Here is an 18405-nt window from a genome sequence, read left to right as displayed (position 1 = left end):
TGCCCTGCTTCCGTTGCCCGGCCTATGATCCGACCTCGACGTCCGGTCCGAAGGCGATGTGTCCCGAGATGTCCTTGCCGAGGCGCTCGAACGCGGTGGGGTACGGGTTCGGGTAACCCCACGCCTGATCCGAGTGCGTCTCGCCGTCGACGTGCAGCGAGTAGTACTGCGCCTCGCCCTTCCACGGACAGGTATAGGGAGTCGGGCTCTCCACGAGCACTCCCGGCGTCACAGAGGTGAGCGGGAAGTACCAGTTGCCCTCGATCGCGATGAGCTCGCTCTCGTCGGCCTCGGCGATGACGGTTCCTGCGAGTACAGCCTTCATGGTCATGTCTCCTCAGATTCGGGTTCGAGCGTATAAGACATCACGGACAACGGGTGCGGGCTTGCGCGTCGGGCGTCAATGTGGGAAACAATCAGGCCGAATCGCGTCCGTACTGCTCGAGCAGTCGCAGCCAGACCTCGCTCACCGTCGGGTACGCGGGCACCGCGTGCCACATCCGTGAGATCGGGACTTCGCCGACGATCGCGACGGTCGCCGCCTGCAGCAGGTCCGCGACATCCGGACCCACGAAGCTGACGCCGAGGATGACGTCGCGCTCGGTGTCGACGACCATGCGCGCCTGCCCGCTGTACCCGTCCTCGCGCAGGCTGGAGCCGGCGATCGCCCCGAGATCCTGATCGATCACGCGGGTCCGGTATCCGGCATCCTCAGCGGCCTTGGCCGTCAGTCCGACCGATGCGACCTCAGGCTCTCCGAACACGACCTGCGGCACGGCGGCGTGGTCGGCGGTCGCGACGTGACGCCCCCACGCCGCGTCATCGATGTCTTCCCCGTTCGCACGCGCCGCGATCACGTCGCCCGCCGCCCTGGCCTGGTACTTGCCCTGGTGGGTCAGCAGCACGCGCCCGTTGACATCGCCCACCGCGTACAGCCAGTCGCTGCCCGGCACGCGGAGGGTCTCGTCCGTCTTGATGTATCTGCCCGGTTCGAGGTCGACGGTCTCGAGTCCGATGTCGCCGCTGCGTGGGGAGCGGCCGGTCGCGGCGAGCACCTCTTCCGCGACGACATCCGTACCGTCGTCGAGCGTCACCGTCACTCCCGCAGCGTCGCGCGCGACGCGGGTCGTGCCGGTGTTCGTGCGGATGTCGACGCCGAGTTCGCGCAGCCCCTTCTCGACCAGCTCTCCCGCGAAGGGCTCCATCTTCTCGAGCAGACCGCTGCGTGCGATCAGCGTCACCTTCGAGCCCAGGCCCGCGTAGGCGGTGGCCATCTCAACAGCCACCACGCCACCGCCGATGATGGCGAGGGATGCCGGGATCTCCTGCGCACTCGTCGCCTCGCGGCTCGTCCAGGGCGCAGCATCCGCCAATCCGTCTATCGGTGCGATCGCGGCATCCGTTCCGGTGCTGATCGCGACCGCGTGGCGGGCTTTCAGCACCTTCGTGGTGCCATCGTCGGCCGTCACCGTGACTTCGCGTGGACCGGTGATGCGGCCGTGGCCGCGGGCGAGGTCGATGCCGGCCGAGTCGAGCCACTTCACCTGGCCGTCGTCCGACCAGTCGCTCGTGAACGAGTTGCGGCGGGCGAGCACCGCACGCACGTCGAGGGTTCCAGTGACCGCCTCGGCGGCACCAGCCACGTGCTGAGCCGCCCGCAGCGCCTGCGCGGATCGCAGCAATGCCTTGGATGGCATGCACGCCCAGTACGAGCATTCGCCGCCGACGAGCTCGCTCTCGACGATGATCGCGGTGAGTCCGCCCTGCACGGCTCGGTCGGCGACGTTCTCGCCGACGGGGCCGCCGCCCAGGACGATCAGGTCGTATTCTTCTGTCGGCATAGCGTCGCCCTCCGTCGGAACCGGTGTCGCACCAGTCTTGCCTGGATGCAACGCGATGTCACCCCGGGTAGTTCCCGCCCGCGGTGTGACGTATGGCGGAGGGTGCTGCGCCCGTCGGAGGTTTTCCCCTGGAAAGCCCGACAGGTGTAACACCCTCCGACAGGTGCAACAGGGGCGAACGGGCGCCGGTCCGGGCTACGGGATCAGCACGACCTTCCCCCGCTGCCTGCGCTGCTCGATCGCCGCGTGCGCATCTGCGGCACGCTCGAGGGCGTACTCGTCGACGGGCGGATGCACGCGCCCGTCAGCGACCGCGGCGAGCGCCCGCGCCTCCAGTTCGCGCAGCTGCGGCAACGGGCGTCCGAGTGGAACCGTCACCGTCAACGACCGGTCGACGATGTCATCCGTGTCGATCCGCAGCACCTCACCACTCGACCATCCGATGATCACCACACGCCCACCGCGGCCCAAGGCCTCGAAGGCCGCGCGGCCCGTCACACCACCGACGCCGTCGATCAACAGCGACGGCTCGCGCTCTCCGAGCAACGCGGCCATCTGCGACGGCCAGGACTCGTCCGTGGCATCCAGCGCGAAGAATCTCTCGGAATCCGACGCCAACCCTTCCACGACCGCGCGCTTCGCCTCGCCACCGTAGAGCGCGACGACCGCGGCCCCCATCGAGAGGGCGAGCTGCACGAGCTGGCTGCCGAGTCCTCCTGATGATCCAGGGATGATCAGGACATCTGTCGACTGCACGCGCGCCTCCTCCAGCACGTACTGTGCCGTACGGCCCGTGCCGATCGATGCGACGGCCTGGGGAAACGTCACGCCGTCTGGAACTGTGTGCAGTGCGACGACCGGAGCGAGCGCGTACTCGGCGTAGCCGCCGTTCAGGAAGCCGACGTGCGCCACCACTTGCGCACCGATGAACGAGGCGTCCACGTCAGGGCCCACTGCATCCACTGTGCCCGCGACCTCGCGACCCGGCGTCATGGGAAGCGATGGTCGTGGCATCGATGGTGGGCCATCTCCCTGCCGGATGTTCGTGTCCACCGCGTGCACTCCTGCGGCAGCGACTCGTATGCGGACCTGTCCCTCGGCAGGATCAGGTCGACCGACTTCCTCGACGACGAGCACCTGCGGCCCACCGAACTCGCGCTGCACGACCGCCCTCATGCTCCGACCTCCTCGTGAACGCGACCACCAGCGACTCGAGGCGCGAGGATCACCGCCACGACGGCGATCACCACGGTCAGCGCGAACACGGCCGTGAAGGGATCCGCCGTCGTCGCCAATGCGGCGAACAGCGTGCCGGTGATGGCCAGCACCATTGCGCTGCCGAACGAATCGGCGACCGTCATGGCGGCGCTGTTGAAGCCCTGATTCGCGGGTGTCGAAAGCGACAGCGTCAGCACGCTGCTTCGGGGACTCATGAGCCCCATGCCCGAGCCGGCGACGATCCACGCCGCGACGATGACCAGGGCATCCCACCCGAAAGCAGCGGTCGCCAGGACGAGCGCGATGCCGATCAGCACCAGCGCGGTTCCGATCCGCAGGGCGATCACGTTCGAGAGCCGTGCGCCCATCCTTCCCTGCACCGTCGACGCGGTCGACCATGCCAGCGCGCCGCCCGTCAACGCGAGTCCAGCGAGGGTGGGGGTGAGCAGGTACCGATCAGTCAGCAGGTACGGCACGTACACCTGCGTGCCGAAGAAGGCGCCCGCCACGAGCCCGCGGACGAGGATCACCGACGGCAGACCTCGGCGCGCGATGAACGTTCCCCGCGGCACCAGCGGTCGCACGGCGATCAGCGCCACGACCACCGCACCGACGGCGAGCACCGGGCCGACGCCCGGAACATCGCCCACGAGATTCAAGGCGAGCACGGCGAGCGCCGCGAGGACGGACCAGGCGAGACGCCCGAGCGCCCAGGGCGTCGACGTGTCGCCGTCGCGCGACAGGCCCCGCAACGCCGGCACCACCATGAACAGCGCGGCGAGAGCGAGCACGACGACGCCAAGGAACACCCAGTGCCAGCTCCACAGATCCGTCACCACTGCTGCGATCGTCGGCCCGATCAGCGACGGCACGACCCAAGCTGCGGCGAATGCGGCGAAGATCGCGGGGTGCTTGTCCTGCGGGTACACCCTGGCGACGACGACGTAGAGTGCGACCATCATGCCGCCGCTGCCCAACCCCTGCACGAAGCGGCCGGCCACCAGGATCTCCATCGTCGGTGCGAGCCCGGCGATCAGCAGGCCGGCGACGAACGCGGCCACTGACGAGTACAGCGGCGCCGTCGGTCCACGGCGGTCCGACCAGTTCCCCGCGGCCACCATGCCGATCACCCCGGTGGCCAGCGGGCCGGCGAACGCGAGGGCGTAGAGCCGCTCACCGCCGAGCTCGGCGCTCACCACCGGCATCACCGTCGTGACCGCTAGCGACTCGAAAGCCCCAAGGAACACGAGGGCGCACGCACCGATCGTGATCCAGAGGAACGTGCCGCTCATGATGCCGGGTGCGGCGGCACCGACGGCCCGCACCTCTCCTGTGTCCGTTGTCATTCCCCTGACGCTAGAACCTCAACTATGGTTGAGGTCAAGCCGGCAGTGACGTCAGGAGGAGCGCATGCCCCAGTTGGACGGCAACAAGCACCGCAAGCTCACGATCGGCGAACTCTCCAGCCGCAGCGGCGTGGCATCCTCTGCCCTGCACTTCTACGAGCGCAACGGCCTCATCCACTCCGAGCGCACCGACGGCAATCAGCGCCGCTACTGCCGTGACACCCTGCGGCGCGTTGCCTTCATCCGTGTGTCGCAGCGTGTCGGCATCCCGCTCAAGGACATCCGCTCAGCGCTCGAGTCGCTGCCGGAGGGTCGCACACCCACCAAGAAGGACTGGGCGCGCCTCTCTCAGCGTTGGCGCGATGAGCTCGACGCGCGCATCCGACAGCTCGAGCATCTTCGAGGAGACCTGGACGGATGCATCGGGTGCGGATGCCTGAGCCTGAACTCCTGCGCGCTGCAGAACCCTGCCGATGTGCTGGGGAGCAAGGGTGCAGGGCCGATTCGGTGGCTCAAGCCGGCGGCAGCGGCGGCCGAGTGAGCGCGCCGCCGTCCACCGCCACATCGAGAAGTTCACGATTCGTGGGAGTCAGATCTCGCGCCTTTCCACGCCAGAGCGCACTGATCGGACGCACCACTGGCGGACCTGACATCGAGACCTCCGCCAGGCGTCCGAGCCGCACGTCGTCGGCGACCGCGAGCTCGGACAGGAGTGCGGGGGCCAGGCCCTCGGCGACCGCCGAGCGCACCGCAGCCGAAGTCGGAAGAACGACTGCGGGAGGCACCACATCCCGTCCGAGACGCGCTCGCACGGCGGTCTCCCACGTCTCCCGGGTGCCGCTGCCCTCCTCCCTGGCGACGAGTTCGGCGTCCGCGACCTCTGCCATCGTGACCTCCGCGCGCGCCGTCCAAGGGTGACCTGGAGCGACGACCAGTACGAGAGCGTCGGTGCGCACGGACGTCTGTGACAGTCCTGCGGGAAGGAGGGGCGATTCGATGAACCCGAGATCGGCGGATCCGGAGCGCACGAGCTCTTCGACCTCCACGCTGTTGGCGGTGAGCAGCCGCACGGCGGTCGGCGCGCGACCGGCACGCACCTGTCTCACCCGTAGCGCGACCAGCCACGACGGCACCATGTGCGCTGCGACGGTCTGACTGGCCGCCACCGTCAACTCACGGCTGCGCTCATCACGCAGAGTCTCCACCCCGGCGCGGAACCGTTCAGCGCCGGCGAGCACGTCCTCCGCCCACGATGCGAGCGTCTCGCCCGCCGGCGTCGGCACGACGCCCCGCGGGGTACGGCGGAACAGTTCCATCTCCAGTTGCCGCTCGACACTGCGCAACCGTGCCGACGCGGTCTGCTGCGTCACGCCGCTCTCTCGTGCCGCCGCAGAGATCGAGCCGTATCGCACCGCGGCGGACAACAGCTGGAGCGCGTCGATATCTGGAACACCCTGCATTCGCGACCCCACAGTCCAATCTTGTATCCCTATCGACGATAGACCTCTACCGGGTCATCGCCATCATCCGCGAGGGTGGAATCGTGCAGTTCTCTCCCGCAGCCACGTTGCCCGCACGTCTCGTAGACCGAGGCGCCGAGGTGCTGCCCGGCGTGCTCGTCACCACAGCCATCGCACTCATCGCCACCGGCATCGGCGCCGTCTTCCCCGTGCTGGGATCGGCGGTGCCTGCGATCGTGATCGGCGTGCTGCTGTCGCTCCTGCGCCCTCGAGCGATGCGCGGCCTCGCGGCGACGGATGCCCGCATCCAGCCAGGCATCACATACTCCGGCAAGTTCCTTTTGCAGCTCGCGGTGGTGCTGCTGGGCGTGCAACTGTCGATCGGCAGCATCCTGCAGGTCGGACTCGAATCGCTGCCGATCATGCTGACGACACTCTTCGTGTGCCTGCTCGGCGCGTGGCTCGTCGGACGGATGCTGCGCACGGAACGTCGTCTCACCACGCTCATCGGCGTGGGGACCGGCATCTGCGGAGCATCCGCGATCGCGGCCGTCGCACCGGTGATCGGCGCGGCGAGCGCCGAGATCGCCTACGCCGTTTCGGCGATTTTCCTCTTCAACATCCTCGCCGTGGTGCTCTTCCCTCTGCTCGGCCACGCGCTGAACCTCGACCCGCACACGTTCGGCCTGCTCGCCGGCACGGCGATCAACGACACCAGCTCCGTCGTGGCCGCAGCCGGGGTGTACAGCACCGCGGCACTCGGGTTCGCCGTCGTCGTCAAGCTCGTGCGCACGCTCATGATCATCCCGATCAGTGTCGGGCTCTCGGTCATGGAGGCGCGGCGCAGTGCGGACGGTGCGCGGCTCACTGGGCGGCGCATCGCGAAGCTCGTTCCCTGGTTCCTCGTCGGGTTCATCGCCGTGGCGATCATCAATTCGCTCGGCGTGATCCCCGATGCTCCGCGTGACGCGCTCGTGCAGGTCAGCGTCTTCCTCATCGCGATGGCACTCGCCGGGATCGGCCTGTCGACGGACGTCCAGGCGCTGCGCCGCGCCGGATGGCGACCGCTCGTGCTTGGCGCCATCCTCTGGATGCTCGTGACGCTCACGGCACTCGGGACGATCGCCGTCACGTCCGGCTGGCGCTGACCCCGCATCCACGTTCCGACCAGCCGGTTGTTCTGGATCGGTATGTTGCGCACGGCGGAGCCTGGTACGCCTGTCGGAGGTATCCGGCAATATCCTCCGACCGGCGCAACACAATCCGACGAGCGCAACACCGTGTGCTCCCGCGCCGCCTCAGCGCGCGAGCAGCAGGCTGGTCGGCGCGGGCGCCGGGGTGCGGTGCAGGATGCCGCGAGGCGCACCAGTGCGGTCGTCGAGGTCGAGAACGCTGAGCTCGTTCGAGCGCTGCCCCGCGACGAGCAGGGCGCCGTCATGAATGAGGTGGTGGCGCGGCCAGTCCACTCCGGATTCGGCGAGCGCGAGCGGCTCGACCGTTTCACCTGCCCCACGCACGCGCAGCGCGGCGATCGTGTTGCTGCCGCGCAGCGCCGTGTACAGCGTCTCCCCGTCGCGGGAGCGGGCGAGTTCAGCGGGGAAATCGGTGCCGATCTCGGCGGCGGGAGTCACCGTAGTCGCGGCGGCGAGGGCCCAGCGCCCGTCCGGCTGCACGGCGAGCGTGAAGATCTCGCAGGAGTACTCGGTCACCACGTGCAGGTGCCCGCTCGGATGCACGACCATGTGCCGTGGCCCGATGCCCATCGGCAGCACGACCTCGTGATCGAGCGTCAGTCCGCCCTGTGTCGGCCGCCAGATGCGTACGAGGTCGAACCCGAGGTCGGTGGTCGCGATGCGTCCGTCTGGAAGGAATGCAGCGGCGTGCGCGTGCGATGAACGGGCCGGCTGTTCCGTCTCTTCGACCGCCGCTTGCGGCTCAGGTGCCGGTGGAGTGTTGAACCCAAGCACGTCGTCGAAGAGCAGCAGCCCCGAACGCGGCGGGGCCTCGACCTCAGCCGCGGGCTGCTCGAACGTCATGGAACCGCTGCGCAGCATGGCCGCTGCGACCTCCTGCGCCGAGGGCTGCGCAGGGTCGTCTCCCGCAGCATCCAGTGCGGCATCCGGATCGTATGGGTCTTGTGCGTGAGCCGCGAGCGTCGACTTCACGAGTGATCCGTCCGCGGACAGATCGACGCGCACGACCCGGCCGTCTCCGTAGCAGCTGGCGATCAGGTACGAGCCGCTCGAGGCAACGGCAAGGTGGCAGACGCCATCCCCCGCCGCGACCGGGCGCCCCAGCGGCGCGAGAGCCGACTGGCCGGAGCGAGCGAACGCCTGCACGGTGCCGTCGCCCTCGAGCGCCGCGTAGACGACGTCGAGAGACGGATGCCGCGCGAGCCAGGACGGCGACGCGGTCTGCGTCACCGCACCGCGGTAGGCGAGCGTGGCAGGCTCGCGCCCCTCGTCGCCCTCGAGCAGACCGATACCGTCGGCATCCCCGCCCATGCCGGCGCCGTAGCCGCCGACCCAGAACTGCGTCACAACTGTCTCCTCGTGTCGAGAGGACGCCCGGCCGCCGCGTCGGCAGGTGTCGCCTTGTGCCGCACCCGCCGCGAATCAGCGACCACGAGCGCCACCTCCCGAACTCGCCATCCCGAGCAGCATCCCCGCCGCGCCGGCAGGTGTCGCCTTGTGCCGCACCCGTCGCGAATCAGCGACCACCAGCGCCACCTCCCGCGCCGAATCACCGCGCACGGCGCCTCAGTCGAGCAGGTCGTGACGCACGATCACCTGGTCGCGTTCAGGGCCGACACCGATCACCGAGATGCGGGTCTTGCTCATCTTCTCGAGCGCGAGCACGTACTCCTGCGCCGTCTGCGGCAGGTCTTCGAACGTGCGGGCGGTGGAGATGTCTTCGCTCCAGCCGGGGAAGCTCTCGTAGATCGGCTTCGCGTGATGGAAGTCGGTCTGGTTCACCGGCACATCGTCGAACCGCTCGCCGTCGACGTCATAGGCGACGCAGACGGGGATCTGCTCAAGACCGGTGAGGATGTCGAGCTTGGTGAGCACGAGGTCGGTGATGCCGTTGATGCGGGTCGCGTACCGCGTGATCGGCGCGTCGTACCAGCCGACGCGGCGGGGTCGGCCGGTGGTGGTGCCGAACTCGAAGCCGGCTGAGCGCAGCCAGTCGCCCTTCTCATCGAACAGCTCGGTCGGGAACGGACCAGAGCCGACGCGCGTCGTGTAGGCCTTGACGATTCCGACGATGCGGTCGAGGCGCCCAGGTCCGACGCCGGATCCGGATGCCGCGCCCGCCGCCGTCGCGGTCGACGAGGTGACGAAGGGATAGGTGCCGTGGTCGATGTCGAGCATGGTCGCCTGGCCGCCCTCGAACACGACGACTTCGCCGCGGTCGAGCGCCTCGTCGATCAGGTGTCCGGTGTCGGCGACCATCGGACGCAGCCGCTCCGCATAGGAGAGCAGCTCGTCGACGATCTCGTCGACCGTCACCGCGCGGCGGTTGAAGACCTTCACCAGCAGGTGGTTCTTCTGATCGAGCGCACCCTCGACCTTCTGGCGCAGGATGTTCTCATCGAAGAGGTCCTGCACGCGGATGCCGACGCGGTTGATCTTGTCGGCGTAGGCCGGCCCGATGCCGCGCCCTGTCGTGCCGATGTTGCGCTTGCCGAGGAAGCGCTCCGTCACCTTGTCGAGCGTGCGGTGGAACTGGGTGATGAGGTGCGCGTTCGCGCTCACCCTGAGCTTGGATACGTCGATGCCGCGGGCGGAAAGCGCGGTGAGCTCGTCGAAGAGCACCTCGGGGTCGATGACGACGCCGTTGCCGATCACCGGCGTGACACCCGGCGAGAGGATGCCGGAGGGAAGCAGGTGCAGCGCGTACTTCTCGTTGCCGACCACGACGGTGTGCCCGGCGTTGTTACCGCCGTTGAACTTCACCACCCAGTCGGTTCGGTCGCCGAGCAGGTCGGTCGCCTTGCCCTTGCCCTCGTCGCCCCACTGGACGCCGACGATCACGATTCCTGGCATGGGTAACCCCCTGGGTCTTCTGCCGCGTAGCTGCGCCCGATCGGGCTTCTCCATCCTACCGAAGGGGTGTGCGGATGCCGTCGGCCCCCGCCCTGCGGTGAAACGGCGACTTCAAAGGCTGGCGGAAAATGCACGGCAGTTGGCTCTCCGGGTGATCGACGGTGTCGGTGGTCGCTGCGAGGATCGGATCATGCCTGACGTGCCGATCCATCCCACGCCGCACGTGCCGGACGTCACCGCGCCCAAAGTCGCTGCGCAGAGATCGCGGGGGTCGCTCATCCTCATCGCTGCTCTCGTCACCGTCGTGCTGTGGGCGTCGGCCTTCATCGGCATCCGCGGCGCCGGTCCGCACTTCGACCCCGGTGCACTGGCATTACTGCGCATGGCGGTCGGCGCGGTCGCGCTGAGCATCCTCGCTCTTCGGCACGGCATCCGCCTTCCCGCACGGCGCCACTGGCTGCTGGTGGTCGTGTGGGGCGTCGGCTGGTTCTGCATCTACAACCTGGCGTTGAACAGCGCCGAGCGCACACTCGACGCCGGTACTGCGGCGATGGTCGTGAATCTCGCTCCGCTCATGGTGGTCGTCTTCAGCGGGCTGTTCCTGCGCGAGGGCTTCCCCAAGCCGCTGTTGATCGGCGCTCCGATCGCCTTCCTCGGCGTGGTGCTGATCGGGATGAACTCCCACACGAGCGCCGGCCTGGACATCACCGGTCTGCTGCTCGCCCTGCTCGCCGCCGTGATGTACGCCGGGTGCACGCTGGTGCAGAAACACCTGCTCACCTCGGGAGTCGACGCGACGACGCTGACCTGGCTCGGGGCGATCGCGGGCACGGTCGCTCTGCTGCCGTGGGCGGGCCGTCTCGTGGCCGACCTGCAGACCGCGCCGCTGGATGCGACGCTCTGGGTCGTGTATCTGGGCATCTTCCCGACCGCGATCGCCTTCACCACCTGGGCGTACGTGCTCCAGCGCAGCACTGCCGGGCAGACGTCCGCGACGACCTACGTCGTACCGGCGATCGCGATCCTGATGTCGTGGATGATCCTCGGCGAGGTTCCGACGCTGATGATGTTCATCGGCGGCGCGCTCTGTCTGCTCGGCGTTCTCGTCACGCGGATGCGGCGACGCCCCGCGGTGAGTGACGACGGTGAACATCGCGCACGGGGATTGCGGTGGTGATTCGCCACCGGCAGACTGAGGCGATGCGCCACGATGACTCTCGTCAAGAAACCTCCGCGCGTCATCGAAAGTCCGGACGGACTCTTGCCGTGGTTCTCGTGGCTGCCACGCTGAGCCTGGCGATCGCGCCTTCGGCATCCGCCGTGACGACCACCGCGTGGGCATCATGGGATCCGCTCTCCGGCACGGGCGGGAGCTTCACGTCGTCCATGACGCTTGCCGGACAGCCGGAGTTGACCGCGACGATCACCAGCAATTCGCTCGGCGGGGGCGGAATCGGCGTCATCTCCGGCGCTTCGACCTGGCTGTCCGAGGGCACGCCGATCGGGGCGAAGTACGGATCCAGCCGCAACCAGCCCTATCTGAACCTCCGCCCGCAGGCGAACACGGCCACCACCCCGTCCACCACCACCTACACCTTCGCCACGCCTGCTCCGTCGTCGGGTTGGGCCTTCGCCCTCGGCGACATCGACGCCGACTCCCTGCGCATCTCCGGCACGTCGGCGAGCGGTGCCGCACTCACCGCCGCGGACCTCGGCTTCCGGGATGCATTCAACTACTGCGCACCGGGCTCGGGCACCGGGATCGCGTGCTCGGGGTATGTCGGGGATATTCCGACTTGGGATGCCTCGACTATGACCCTCATGGGAAACCCGACCGCAGCGGACACCGCCGGTGCAGCCGCATGGTTCGAACCCACCGTCTCGATCAGCACTCTCACCTTCGAATACTCCCAACGCTCGGGCTTCCCCATCTATCAGACCTGGTTCGCTTCGATGGCGAGAGACATCACGGGCACGGTCAGCGATGTGGACGACGGCCCGATTGACGGTGTCTCCGTCTCACTCACCGACGCGAACGGCAACGTCGTCGCGAACACGACGACGGCGGGTGGAGGCCTCTACTCCTTCCCCGGCTACTTCGCGACCGACGGATACCAGGTCACGGCGACCCCTCCGCCTGGCAAGGTCGGCGTCGTCGGCACCGGAACCGCTGACCTCCGCACAGCAGATGCCGTCGTCGACCTCACCGTTCGCGACATCGCTTCGCTCTCCGGAACCGTGACCGCAGCAGGTTCCGGCATGGCCGGTGTGACCGTCACCGCGACAGGGCCGGGCGGCACGCTCACGACCACGACGGCGAGCGATGGAAGCTACTCGTTCCCGCTAATCGGAAACGGAACGTATGACGTGGCGATCACCGTTCCCGCGGGCACCGTCGCGGTGACGCCCGCCACCCGGAATGAGACCGTGGCCGGCACCGACCTCACCGGAGTGGACTTCGACCTGGCCAGGCTGGGCTCGCTCGCAGGCACGATCACAGACGGCGATGGGGAACCGCTCGGCGACGTGACAGTCACGGTCGAGGGGCCGACTGGCACGACCACCACCACGACGGCCGACGACGGGGGCTATCGGTTCGGCGACCTGCCGCCCGGCTCCTACGACATCTCGGTTGTCGCTCCCGACGGCTATACCGTCGACGGTCCGGCGAGCGTGACGGCCACGATCACCGCCTCAGGTGATGTCATCGTCGATCAGGACTTCGCGCTGATCGCCGATCCGGTCGACCCCGTCGACCCGACGGATCCGCCCACGACGCCCGGCGGTCAGGCACCAGGTGGTCAGGCACCAGGCGCGAACGGAGGAGGCTCCGGTCCCCTCGCGACGACCGGTGCTGACAGCGCGCCGTTCATCGCCGGAGGGCTGATCACGCTCCTCAGCGGTGCGCTCCTGCTCGTGGCAGGGCGCCGCAGTCGGATACGGGGCTGAAGCCCGCCCGCTCCCTCCGCCTCGAGCGTTCGCAGGCTCAGCCTGCGTGCCCCTGAAAAAACCGTGAGGTGCCAGCACCCTGCAGTTCGGCGTCGCGGATGAGCGCAGGGATCGACACATCATCGGGCAGCGAGATCGTCTGCGCGAGCCGAATGTCCTGCGAGGACGCCCCGACCTCGATGATGAAGTCGCCGCCCTCGCGCCGCCACAGTCCGAGTCGGCTCTCGCCGGAGTCGGCGGCTGCATCCCAATACGCGAAGTCCCGGCTCTCGAGGTCGAAGCTGACGTCCGCGAACTCCCCGGGCTCGAGGTACACCTTCTCGAAGCCACGCAACTCCCGAACCGGCCGCGAGACCTCGGCATCCGGATCGCCGACGTACAACTGCACGACCTCGGCACCCGCCCTGGAGCCTCCATTGGTGACTCTGCACGTGACGCGCACGTGCCCGGCAGCGGCATCCACGATCTCGGCGTTCAGATCGGTGTACCCGAACGACGTGTAGGAAAGTCCGTGTCCGAAGGGGTAGAGAACCGGCCGCCGAAGTGCGTCGTACCACCGGTAGCCGATGAACACGCCCTCGCCGTAGAGCACGACGCCGCGCTCACCGAGCCAGTTCGGGAATCCGGGGCTGTCCTCGATCGCCAGCGGGTATGTCTCCGCGATCCGACCCGAGGGGTTGGCCCGCCCGAACAGGGCTTCTGCGATTGCGGCGCCGACGCCCTGCCCACCGAGTCCGCATTCGACGATACTGTCCACCCGGTCGTGCCAGGGTTCCATGGTCACCGGCGAGCCATTCGCGAGGACGACGACGAGTGCGGCTCCGGTCTGATCACGCAGATCCGCAAGCGCGGAGATGAGGACGTTCTGCTCCTCCGGAAGCGCGAGCGTGTCGCGATCATTGGCCTCCTGCTCGAATGCGAGCGGGAGACCGGCGAAGATGACGATCGTCTCCGCTTCTTGCGCGGTCGTCAGCGCCTCGCCAATCAACCGGCGAGCGGTATCGGACGGCTCGGCCTTTGCAAGGTGCTGAATCGCCTCGGCGAGCTGAAGCTCCTTGGCCAGCGTCGCGGATCGGCGCGCGACCTTCGGCCGCTCCTCCACCAATGTGATCCCATGGGCTGACAGCGTCGCGACGTTGTCGTCCTGATAGGCGTTCTTCGGCAGATACACGTACCCCGGAGCGTACGAGACCTGGTCGGCGCCCATGACCGCGCGGATCTCATCCAGGGGAACATCGACGCGGGTCGGATCGACCCCGGATGACCCACCGCCCTGGATGCGCGCGTGTTCGGCGAAAGCGCCGATCACGGCGATGCGACCGCCGCTCTCGTTCAGCGGAAGCGCCGGGGCACCAGATGGTCCGGGCTCGTTGCGCAGCAGAACGATGCACGCCGCGGCGGCCTCACGAGCCAGCGCGTGGTGCTCATCCGCCTTCAAGACGCGCAGCTGCTCTTCTGTGAGGCGGTCGCCCGCCACGTGGCCCAGCTGCATGACTGGGCCATCGACGACGTCGGCGCCAGGGTACGCGCGGGCGACAAGGGCGAGCACGCGTCGCGCTGCGGCATCCACCACGGCCTCGTCGAGATCCCCCGCGCGCACGGCGGCAACGACCTCCGCGTCCGTCCTCCCCGCCGTCCCCGGCATCTCCAGGTCCAGTCCGGCCCGGAGCGCAGCGACCCGGTCGTGGACCGCGTTCCAGTCCGAGACGACGGCGCCCTGATAGCCCCACTCCTCGCGGAGCACCTCCGTCAGGAGCCAGCGATTCTCAGATGCGTGGATGCCATGGATGCGGTTGTACGAGCACATGACCGTCCACGGATCGGCCTGACGGGCGACCCGCTCGAAAGCTGCAAGGTAGGTCTCGCGGAGGGTACGGTCATCGGCGACGACGGAGATGCGAGTCCGCTCGATCTCCTGATTGTTGGCCGCGTAATGCTTGAGCGACGCACCCACACCCGTCGACTGAAGTCCCGCCACGTACGCCACCCCGATCTCGCCGGCGTGAAACGGATCCTCCGAGAAATACTCGAAGTTGCGACCGCACAGCGGCGAGCGCTTCATGTTCACACCGGGCCCGAGGACGACCTGCACGCCTTCAGCCCTCGCCTCCTCTCCGATCGCCGCTGCGACCCGACGCATGAGCTCCCTGTCCCATGACGCCCCCATCGCGGATGCCGTGGGGAATCCGGTCGCCGGCACCCACACCATGTCGACGCCGGTCTCCTTGCGCAGACCGTGCGGGCCGTCACCGACCTCGATTGACGGGACCGCGTGCGTCATCCCCGGCCGGTCGATCGGCTGCGTGAACCAGTCGTCGAGGCCGGAGAGCAGCGACGCCTTATCTTCCAACGTGAGCTCGGCGAGCACAGTGTCAACGTCGAACACGGTCTCGAAGTCGAAGCGAGGAAGTGTCATGGATTCTCTTTCGGAGTGGAGATGCCGCGGACGGATCAGGTCAGGGGCGGCAGCGCGTCAGCCTGAAGTTCGAGGAACTCGTCCAGCATCGCCACCGCGCGGTTGTGAGAATCGACCACCGGGTCGAGCAGAATCGCCTGGAGCAGCTTCTGCTTCGACTGCTCGGCGTACGCCTCGACGAGCAACTTGTGGATGGACCCGTGCAACTGGATCATCGCGAGGATGCCCTCGGGCAGCGGCTCCATCTGGATCGGAACGAGTTCGCCGTTCTCAACCCTCGCCGGCACCTCGACCACCATCTCGTCCGGCAGCCCTGGGATCGCACCGCGATTCGGGATGTTCACGGCCGGAAGGTCGCGCTCGACGCCGCAAGCGACCCACTCGATTATCGGGATCGCCAGCTCCTCGGACGACTCGATCGGAGTGTCCTCCAAAGACCGCTCGAGTGAAGCATCAGGACGTGGCGCGTGGAATGGACGGTCGGTGTCGGCGAAGCGGATCTCGTAGTACCACTCCGGTGTCGGGACACCGGGGCGCCAGGGCGAACCGTCCGCGGGGTCATGGAAGTACTGCAGCTGCGCCGGGACGTAGTCCTCAGCCCAGGAGATGTACTCGCCGATGTGATTGGCGCTCGGCGACGGCCACAGCCCAAAGCGGCGGAACAGGATCCGGGAGAGTCCGATCTCGTGCCAGTCGGACACCCAGTTCGCCTCGCGCTCGATCTCGCGCAGACGCGGGTACAGATCCTCTCCGGTCTCACGGTCGCGCACCGCCTGGAACCACGTGAAGTGGTTGATGCCCGCTGCAGGCAGGTCGAGTCGCTCGCGCGGCATGTCGAGGAACGCGGAGATCTGACGCACGCCGTAGAAGTAGCCGTGGCAGAGGCCGACGACCTTCACCGACGTCAGCCTCGAGATCGCTTCGCAGACCTTGTGCTCGGGGTTTGAGAAGTTCAGGAACAGCGCATCGGGTGCGTGCTTTTCGATCGCGCGGGCGATCTGAAGCAAGGGTCCGAACTGACGCAGCGCGTGGAACATCCCCCCAGGGCCGCCGTTCTCTCCGTAGACCTGCTTGAAGCCGTGCTTGCGCGGCACCGTGAAGTCCTGCGACCAGTAGTGGTAGCGGTTGACCTCGATCGCCGTGACGACGAAGGCCGCATCGGTGACGGACGCGTCGAGATCTGTGGTCGATGAGACTGTTGCCGAATGCCGAAGACGCTCGATGAGATGGCGGGTGTACGCCTCCATCTCGGCGAGCGGCTCTGCGGCGATGTCCATCAGGACGATCTCCAGATCCTTCTGCGCGATCGGCTCGCTGAGCAGGAGGTCACGGACGATCTTGCCTGCGAACTCGCGGCTGCCTGCTCCGATCAGGGTGACTTTCATGATTCGTGCTCCGATTCGGGTTGATGGTCGATGGATGCTGTGTGCCAAGGCGGCGTGCGGGGTGCGATGGCTCCGCCGAAGGGCAGATGCTGAAGGACGACGCCGACGACGTTCATACCCGCACGGATACGGCGCTGCGGTCGGCGACGATTCGTGCGTTGCGGCATTCGGTGATGATCGTCGCCGGCCACTGGGCGTCGTACGAGTCCGCCGCGGTGATGCGTGCGAACGCCTCGCGTTTGTTCTCGCCGCTGAGGATCATGATCGCCTCGGCGGACTGGCCCGCGATCGTGTCGACACCGACCGTGACGCCCTTGCGTGGCACCATGTCCAACTGAGTGAACTCGGGGAACGTGCCCATGTTGTCGCGTCGCGTGGCCTCACCGAGATCGACCAGGTGCGTTCTCGCGTCACGCCCCGTGCCCGGTTGGTTGAAGGCCACATGCCCGTCACTGTCTCCGGATGCCAGGAGGAAGACGTCGATGCCGCCTGCGTCCGCGATGCGCTGGTCGTACTCCGCCGGATCCGCCGGGTCTGCCGTCCAGATCTGCTGCGGCGCCACCGTGCCCGCAGCCGTCGCGGCCTCGGCGATCGGGGCGAGGATATCCTCCCGTGCGAAACGCTGGCACGAGTACGAGGCAGCGGAATCGACGACGCGGAATAGACCGTCCTCGGCATGCACGACGTAGTCGTCCATCATCACGATGATGAGTCGCGACAGATCGCTGCCGGCTGCAGCACGGCGAGCGAGCGCCGAGTACACCGGAACAGCGGTACGTCCGCTCGGGCACCCGAGTAGGAACGGTCGGTCGATCGCGCCGCTGTGCCGCTCGACGATGAGGCCTGCGACGGCTTCGCCGATCTCATCGGCCGAGTCGAGGATCTGGGGAGAGAGTTGCACTGTTGCTGCCTTCGTATCGAGCGGATGACGCAGTGTCATTCCTTGATGGCACCGGCGAGCATGCCGGAGATGAACTTGCGCTGGAAGATCACGTACAGGACGAGTACGGGCGCCGCGACGATGAGACCGCCGGCCGCCATGAGGTTGATCTGTGTGACGAACTTGCCCTGGAACACTCCCAGCGCGACCGTCGCCGTCTGGTTGTCGCCGTGCAGGAACACCAGCGAGAGGAAGTAGTCGTTCCACGTCCACATGAAGCTGAGCAGGATCAGCGTGTATACGGCCGGCATGAGGTTCGGGACGGCGATCGACCACAGCATCCGCAGCGGTCCTGCGCCGTCTAGCTCAGCCGACTCGAAGACGGCACGCGGGAGCGCTCGGAAGGCAGCGCGCATCCAGAAGACGCCGAACGGGACGCCCATGCCCAGGTGGATGAGGATCACGCCGAACAGGTTGTTCGTGAGACCTATCGTGCGGAACTGGTAGTAGAGCGGGACGATGATGACCTCGAGCGAGACCATCATCCCGAGCAGGATCACCGGGAACAGGAATCGTTCGCCGACCACCCCCAGCACACCGAACGCGTACCCCCCGAGCAGTGCCAGCAGCACGCCGACGATCACCACCACCACCGTGATGATGAGCGACACCGTCATCGAGCGCGCGAACTCGGCGCTGTTCCACGCGGTGATGAAGTTGCCCCATTGCAGGTCGCCTGACGGGCGCCCTGCACGATCGGGACTGAGAGAGGCGGCGAGGAACGTGCCGACCGGCCAGAGCACGATCAGGGCCATGACGGTGAGGATGATGTAGTTCCAGAGTTTCTCGGAACGCGATGACACG

At 67.6% G+C, this 18405-nt stretch carries 15 protein-coding genes; 4 read left to right on the top strand and 11 right to left on the bottom strand.

Going from position 1 to position 18405, the window contains the following annotated elements:
• Window positions 1-22 precede the first annotated feature (22 nt).
• The 4 genes from IEV67_RS04815 to IEV67_RS04800 all read right to left on the bottom strand — a co-directional run bounded on the left by IEV67_RS04815 (window position 23) and on the right by IEV67_RS04800 (window position 4405).
• Entirely contained in the window at window positions 23-325 is a 303-nt protein-coding gene (locus tag IEV67_RS04815) for a DUF427 domain-containing protein (protein ID WP_188435750.1), read from the bottom strand.
• Between the two features lie 91 nt (window positions 326-416).
• Window positions 417-1841, bottom strand: a complete 1425-nt coding sequence (locus IEV67_RS04810; RefSeq protein ID WP_188435396.1) for a dihydrolipoyl dehydrogenase family protein — start codon at window positions 1839-1841, stop codon at window positions 417-419.
• 195 nt (window positions 1842-2036) lie between these two features.
• A complete protein-coding gene (locus IEV67_RS04805; RefSeq protein ID WP_188435395.1) occupies window positions 2037-3017 on the bottom strand; it encodes an alcohol dehydrogenase catalytic domain-containing protein in 981 nt (326 codons plus the stop codon).
• Complete coding sequence (locus IEV67_RS04800; protein ID WP_373284430.1) at window positions 3014-4405, bottom strand: MFS transporter; 1392 nt, start codon at window positions 4403-4405, stop codon at window positions 3014-3016. Before IEV67_RS04800 ends, IEV67_RS04805 begins: the two co-directional genes overlap by 4 nt.
• A gap of 64 nt (window positions 4406-4469) precedes the next feature.
• Here IEV67_RS04800 and soxR point away from each other — a divergent pair, with 64 nt between their 5' ends.
• Window positions 4470-4946 (top strand): redox-sensitive transcriptional activator SoxR, encoded by a 477-nt coding sequence (gene soxR / locus IEV67_RS04795; RefSeq protein ID WP_188435394.1) that lies wholly within the window; start codon window positions 4470-4472, stop codon window positions 4944-4946.
• Here the strand turns inward: soxR and IEV67_RS04790 are convergent.
• Window positions 4918-5865, bottom strand: coding sequence for a LysR family transcriptional regulator (locus IEV67_RS04790; RefSeq protein WP_188435393.1), 948 nt, complete (start codon window positions 5863-5865; stop codon window positions 4918-4920). The two genes, soxR and IEV67_RS04790, sit on opposite strands and share 29 nt — an antisense overlap.
• 83 nt (window positions 5866-5948) lie before the next feature.
• On the opposite strand from IEV67_RS04790, the gene IEV67_RS04785 reads away from it, so the two are divergent.
• Window positions 5949-7013: a YeiH family protein gene (locus IEV67_RS04785; protein ID WP_229702730.1), complete on the top strand. Its 1065-nt coding sequence runs from the start codon at window positions 5949-5951 to the stop codon at window positions 7011-7013.
• 150 nt (window positions 7014-7163) lie between these two features.
• On the opposite strand, the gene IEV67_RS04780 is transcribed toward IEV67_RS04785, so the two are convergent.
• A complete protein-coding gene (locus tag IEV67_RS04780; RefSeq protein ID WP_188435392.1) occupies window positions 7164-8405 on the bottom strand; it encodes a lactonase family protein in 1242 nt (413 codons plus the stop codon).
• 219 nt (window positions 8406-8624) lie between these two features.
• Window positions 8625-9911, bottom strand: a complete 1287-nt coding sequence (locus tag IEV67_RS04775; RefSeq protein ID WP_188435391.1) for an adenylosuccinate synthase — start codon at window positions 9909-9911, stop codon at window positions 8625-8627.
• A gap of 190 nt (window positions 9912-10101) precedes the next feature.
• Between IEV67_RS04775 and IEV67_RS04770 the strand changes: the two genes are divergently transcribed.
• Window positions 10102-11088, top strand: a complete 987-nt coding sequence (locus tag IEV67_RS04770) for a DMT family transporter (RefSeq protein ID WP_188435390.1) — start codon at window positions 10102-10104, stop codon at window positions 11086-11088.
• A gap of 89 nt (window positions 11089-11177) precedes the next feature.
• A complete protein-coding gene (locus tag IEV67_RS04765) occupies window positions 11178-12860 on the top strand; it encodes an MSCRAMM family protein (protein ID WP_229702728.1) in 1683 nt (560 codons plus the stop codon).
• 37 nt (window positions 12861-12897) lie between these two features.
• On the opposite strand, the gene IEV67_RS04760 is transcribed toward IEV67_RS04765, so the two are convergent.
• From IEV67_RS04760 to IEV67_RS04745, 4 genes are all read right to left on the bottom strand, one after another.
• Entirely contained in the window at window positions 12898-15276 is a 2379-nt protein-coding gene (locus IEV67_RS04760; protein WP_188435388.1) for a beta-glucosidase family protein, read from the bottom strand.
• Between the two features lie 35 nt (window positions 15277-15311).
• Entirely contained in the window at window positions 15312-16661 is a 1350-nt protein-coding gene (locus tag IEV67_RS04755) for a family 4 glycosyl hydrolase (RefSeq protein WP_188435387.1), read from the bottom strand.
• A gap of 112 nt (window positions 16662-16773) precedes the next feature.
• A complete protein-coding gene (locus IEV67_RS04750; RefSeq protein ID WP_188435386.1) occupies window positions 16774-17562 on the bottom strand; it encodes a 6-phosphogluconolactonase in 789 nt (262 codons plus the stop codon).
• 35 nt (window positions 17563-17597) lie between these two features.
• A complete protein-coding gene (locus IEV67_RS04745; protein WP_188435385.1) occupies window positions 17598-18404 on the bottom strand; it encodes a carbohydrate ABC transporter permease in 807 nt (268 codons plus the stop codon).
• Window position 18405: the final 1 nt, after the last annotated feature.

It is taken from the genome of Microbacterium murale (assembly GCF_014635185.1).
Taxonomy (GTDB): domain Bacteria; phylum Actinomycetota; class Actinomycetes; order Actinomycetales; family Microbacteriaceae; genus Microbacterium; species Microbacterium murale.
This window is presented reverse-complemented; position numbering and strand designations above follow the sequence as displayed.